The following is a 4,336-nucleotide window of genomic DNA, read 5'->3' as shown; positions in this document are numbered from 1 at the left end:
GACCCCTGGTCCGTGGCCGCCCGTCGTCGCATGATGGAGGGATCGCGCGCCGGCGGTCCCGGGCACACCGGTCCCGTTCGGCATCCCGGCCGACCATCGCACCGATGAGTTCCCACGCCCCGGACGGTCGAACACTGGACAGACCCGTGCACCACCCACGACACAGGGAGCACGCATGACCAGCGCACCAGACCTGGCGATCGAGGCCCGCGGCCTCGTCAAGCACTTCAAGGAGACCCGCGCCGTCGACGGGATCGACCTCGCCGTCCCGACAGGCACCGTCTACGGCGTCCTCGGGCCCAACGGCGCCGGCAAGACCACCGCCGTCCGCATGCTCACGACGCTCCTGCGTCCCGACGCCGGGACCGCCCACGTCCTGGGCCACGACGTCCTCACCCAGCCCGACGCCGTCCGCTCGCTCGTGGGTCTCACGGGCCAGTACGCGTCGGTCGACGAGGACCTCACCGGCGCCGAGAACCTCATCGTCATCGCGCGCCTGTACGGCTTCTCGACGCTCGCGGCGAAGCGCCGCGCCCTGGACCTCATGGAGGCCTTCGGGATCGCGGAGGCCGCGAACCGGCCCGTCAAGACGTACTCGGGCGGCATGCGCCGCCGCATCGACCTCGCCGCGAGCCTCGTCATGAGCCCGCGCGTGCTGTTCCTCGACGAGCCCACGACCGGCCTCGACCCCCGCAGCCGCAACCAGGTGTGGGACATCGTCCGCGTCCTCGTGGCCGACGGTGCGACCGTCCTGCTCACGACCCAGTACCTCGAGGAGGCCGACCAGCTCGCGGACCGCATCGCGGTGATCGACCACGGCAAGGTCATCGCCGAGGGCACCGCGACCGAGCTCAAGCGCTCGGTCGGCGAGGGCTCGGTGTCCCTGCGGCTCGCCTCGTCGGGTGACCGCGGCCGGGCCGCGGAGATCGTCGAGCGGGTGCTCGGTGCGGAGGTCGTGCTCGCGCAGGACCCGTACGCGTTCTCCGCACGCGTGCCCGACGACGGCGCGGACCTCGCAGCACAGCTCCTGCCCGCGCTCGCCGAGGCCGGGATCGCGGTGCCCGAGTTCACGCTGGGGCAGCCGAGCCTCGACGAGGTGTTCCTGGCACTCACGGGCCAGCCGGTCGACGAGGACGAGCAGACCGACCACGAGGAGGTGGCCTGATGGCCGCGACCCAGACAGAGGTGATCACGACCCCGGAGGCGCAGGTCCTCCGTGCGGCGATCGCGATCGACCAGCACCCGACACGGCCCTCGCCGCTCGCGAACACCCTGACGTTCGCGTGGCGGGCGCTGCTCAAGATCAAGCACGTGCCGGAGCAGCTCTTCGACGTCACCCTGACGCCGATCATCTTCACGCTCATGTTCACGTACCTGTTCGGCGGCGCGATCGCCGGGGACCCGGAGACGTACCTGCAGTACCTGCTGCCCGGCATCCTGGTGCAGACGGTCCTGATCATCACGGTGTACACAGGCTTCACGCTCAACACCGACATCACCAAGGGCGTGTTCGACCGGTTCCGCTCGCTGCCCATCTGGCGTCCTGCCCCGATCGTGGGGGCGCTCCTGGGCGACACGGTCCGCTACACGATCGCGTCGGCGATCACGGTCGGGCTGGGGTTGGCGATCGGCTTCCGGCCCGACGGCGGAGTGGTCGGCGTCCTGCTGGCCGTGGCGCTGCTGCTGGTCTTCGCCTTCGCGATCAGCTGGATCTTCACGATCCTCGGGCTCGTCATGCGCACGCCCAACGCCGTGATGGGCGTCTCGATGCTGGTCCTCATGCCGTTGACCTTCGCGTCGAACATCTTCGTGAACCCCGACACGATGCCCTCGGCGCTCAAGGCCTGGGCCGAGATCAACCCGGTGAGCCACCTGGCCACCGCGGTGCGCGCCCTCATGGCCGGCACGGCGACGTTCGACCAGATCGGGTGGGTCCTGCTGGCCTCGGTCGTGCTCACGGCGATCTTCGCGCCGATCACGATGCACCTGTACCGGACGCGCAACTGAGCCTGCGGCTCCGACCTGTCGGAGCGGGCGTGACCTGGGGGTCACGCCCGCTCTGACGCGTTGCGGGACGGCCGTCAGCCGGCCTGGTCGTCCGCCGCGGGTGCCTTGTCGTCCTCGCAGCGCTTGGTCACGACCATCACGGGGCACGCCGAGTGGTGCAGCACGGCCTGGCTCGTCGACCCGAGGAGCAGGCCCGTGAAGCCGCCGCGCCCCCGCGACCCGACGACGACGAGGTCCGACGCGGTGGAGAACTCCGTGAGCAGCTCGGCACCGGTGCCGTCCAGGACGATGCGCTTGATCGTCACGTCGGGGTTCTCGGCCTCGTGACGGTCCACGATGACGTTGAGCCCCTCGGTGATGTCGTCGAGCACCTGCTGGTGGTCGATGGAGGCGGGCAGCCATGCGAGGAGCCCTGCACCTGCGCCCACGGGGACCCCCGCCACGGCGACGAGCTCGGCCCCCCACGCCCGGGCCTGCCTGATCGCGTGGCGCAACGCGATGTCGGCCGACGGCGACCCGTCGACACCGACCACGATCCGCTTGAGGGGGTTCACCGCAGGGAGCTCGGCGTCGTCCGGTCCGCTCTTGAGCGGTACGACGACCGTGGGGCACCTCGAGTGGGCGGGCAGCGCCGACGACACCGTGCCCAGGAGACGTTCGGTGAAGCCGCCACGCCCTCGCGTGCCGACCACGACCAGGCCGTAGTCCTTCGAGAGCTCGACGAGCACTCCCGCGGCGTCCCCGGTGGCGATCGCTGCGGTGGTCCTGACACCTGCCGCCTCGGCGCGCTGGGTGGCCTCGGCGAGGACCGCCTTGGCTCCTTCCTGGATCGCGGTGTCGTCCAGGGCCGCGTAGCCGCCGTCGAGCGAGGCCGCGGTGAAGGAAGGGAGGGAGTACGAGCACACGATGTGCAGGGGCCAACCGACCTGGCGGGCGTACGCGGCCGCCCAGTCCAGCGCGTGCAGGCTGGGGGTCGATCCGTCGACGCCGACGAGCACGATCTCCGCACGGGTCATGGTTCCGTCTCCTTTCGAGGGCAAACGTCCATCCTGAGACAAACCTATCGAAAGAACTGGCAAAGTCACACCGGCGCGCGCACACCGGGGACGGGTCCGACGCAGAGAACCCCGCCCCTCTGCACGAAGCAGAAGGACGGGGTTCTCGGCCGGTTCGCGGAAGGCCTTCCGCTGTTCCGGGTGGTCTCAGGCGACGCGGATGAACGTCGGGTTCGACTGCCAGATCTGGCGGACCTGGATGGTCTTGCCGGGGCGCGGTGCGTCGATCTGCATGCCGTCGCCGGCGTAGATCGAGATGTGACCGGGGGTCCAGATGAGGTCGCCCGGCTGAGCGTCGGCGGCCGACACCTTGGTGCCGACGCCGCCCTGAGCGCTCGAGGTGCGCGGCAGGCTGATGCCCGCCTGGGCGAAGACGTACTGGGTGAAGCCGGAGCAGTCGAAGCCGTCCGGCGAGGTGCCGCCGTAGACGTACGGAACGCCCACGTAGCGGGTGGCGATCGAGACGATCGCCGAGCCGGCGGCCGAGGCCGGAACCTGGACGGGCGCGGCCTTCTCGGTGGTCGCGGTGGTCGCCGCGGTCGAGGTGCGCTGGTTGGAGCGCGACGGGGTCTGCGTGGCGCGCGTCTCGACAACTCGCTCGACGACGGGCTCCGGTGCGGGGGTCACGGCGACGGCCGCGCTCTCGATCGCGAAGCCGGCCTCAGCGGCGACCGTGACGGCCGGCGCGGACTCGAGCGCGGCGCGGGCCTGAGCCGTGAGCGCGTTCAGGTCGACGGTGTTGAGCTTGGTCGAGTCCTGCTCGACCGGTGCTGCGTTGGCAGCCGTCCCGCCCAGCATCGAGACGATGAGTCCCGACGAGGCAGCGACGACAGCGGTGCGGCGGCCGACGGAGGAAGCCGTCGCCGCCGAAGCAAGGGTGGAAAGCGGGCGTCGTGCTGCACGATGGCGTGCGCCGTTCGTCACTGCGTTCACTAGTTACCTCTCCTGGACGCCTGCGAGGTCAGCTGTCGGGTTCGGGTGGGAGAATCACCCGGCCGTCCGGACCGAGGTCCTTCTGGCTTCACCCCAAGGGCACCGTTGCCGGTACCCGAATTTGGGTCCCCCGTCCCTGTCAGCGGGTCGTGGTGTTCCTCTCGCGGTGACAGGGTTAGGCGTTCCGCGCGAGGGCTTCGACGAATGAGTCTTCCGTGAAGCAGAACCGACCGTACAGGACCGCTCGGAGAATGTCACGTTCCCATCACGACGGGCCCGCAGACCCTGCCGGACCGGGACGAACCACCCCGGGCACAGCGCCGCCCCCGTGCCTGCCGGAG

4 protein-coding genes and 1 riboswitch are annotated in these 4,336 nt (G+C 70.5%); of the genes, 2 read left to right on the top strand and 2 right to left on the bottom strand.

What is annotated here, in order from left to right:
* Positions 1–175 precede the first annotated feature (175 nt).
* Both ACFRCR_RS17280 and ACFRCR_RS17275 read left to right on the top strand, forming a co-directional pair.
* Complete coding sequence (locus ACFRCR_RS17280) at positions 176–1,165, top strand: ATP-binding cassette domain-containing protein (protein WP_377679247.1); 990 nt, start codon at positions 176–178, stop codon at positions 1,163–1,165.
* Entirely contained in the window at positions 1,165–2,007 is an 843-nt protein-coding gene (locus ACFRCR_RS17275) for an ABC transporter permease (RefSeq protein ID WP_377679245.1), read from the top strand. Before ACFRCR_RS17280 ends, ACFRCR_RS17275 begins: the two co-directional genes overlap by 1 nt.
* A gap of 74 nt (positions 2,008–2,081) precedes the next feature.
* Here the strand turns inward: ACFRCR_RS17275 and ACFRCR_RS17270 are convergent, their stop codons facing one another.
* Together ACFRCR_RS17270 and ACFRCR_RS17265 are read right to left on the bottom strand one after the other, a co-directional pair.
* Positions 2,082–3,023 (bottom strand): universal stress protein, encoded by a 942-nt coding sequence (locus ACFRCR_RS17270; protein WP_377679243.1) that lies wholly within the window; start codon positions 3,021–3,023, stop codon positions 2,082–2,084.
* A 186-nt stretch (positions 3,024–3,209) separates the two neighbouring features.
* The gene (locus ACFRCR_RS17265) at positions 3,210–3,860 is read right to left on the bottom strand and encodes an NlpC/P60 family protein (protein ID WP_336707811.1); all 651 of its coding nucleotides are present in this window, start codon (positions 3,858–3,860) and stop codon (positions 3,210–3,212) included.
* Between the two features lie 137 nt (positions 3,861–3,997).
* Positions 3,998–4,187, bottom strand: a riboswitch (cyclic di-AMP (ydaO/yuaA leader).
* Between the last annotated feature and the right edge of the window lie 149 nt (positions 4,188–4,336).

The organism is Oerskovia sp. NPDC056781 (assembly GCF_042789955.1).
Taxonomy (GTDB): Bacteria; Actinomycetota; Actinomycetes; order Actinomycetales; family Cellulomonadaceae; genus Oerskovia; species Oerskovia rustica.
The sequence above is the reverse complement of the archived record's forward strand: the minus strand, read 5'-3'. Positions and strand labels throughout refer to the sequence as shown.

Bases quoted from the DNA above. Each gene is read 5' to 3' on its own strand.
- ACFRCR_RS17275 (WP_377679245.1), top strand. From the start codon at position 1,165: ATGGCCGCGACCCAGACAGAGGTGATCACGACCCCGGAGGCGCAGGTC.
- ACFRCR_RS17265 (WP_336707811.1), bottom strand. From the start codon at position 3,860: ATGCTGGGCGGGACGGCTGCCAACGCAGCACCGGTCGAGCAGGACTCG.
- ACFRCR_RS17270 (WP_377679243.1), bottom strand. From the start codon at position 3,023: ATGACCCGTGCGGAGATCGTGCTCGTCGGCGTCGACGGATCGACCCCC.
- ACFRCR_RS17280 (WP_377679247.1), top strand. From the start codon at position 176: ATGACCAGCGCACCAGACCTGGCGATCGAGGCCCGCGGCCTCGTCAAG.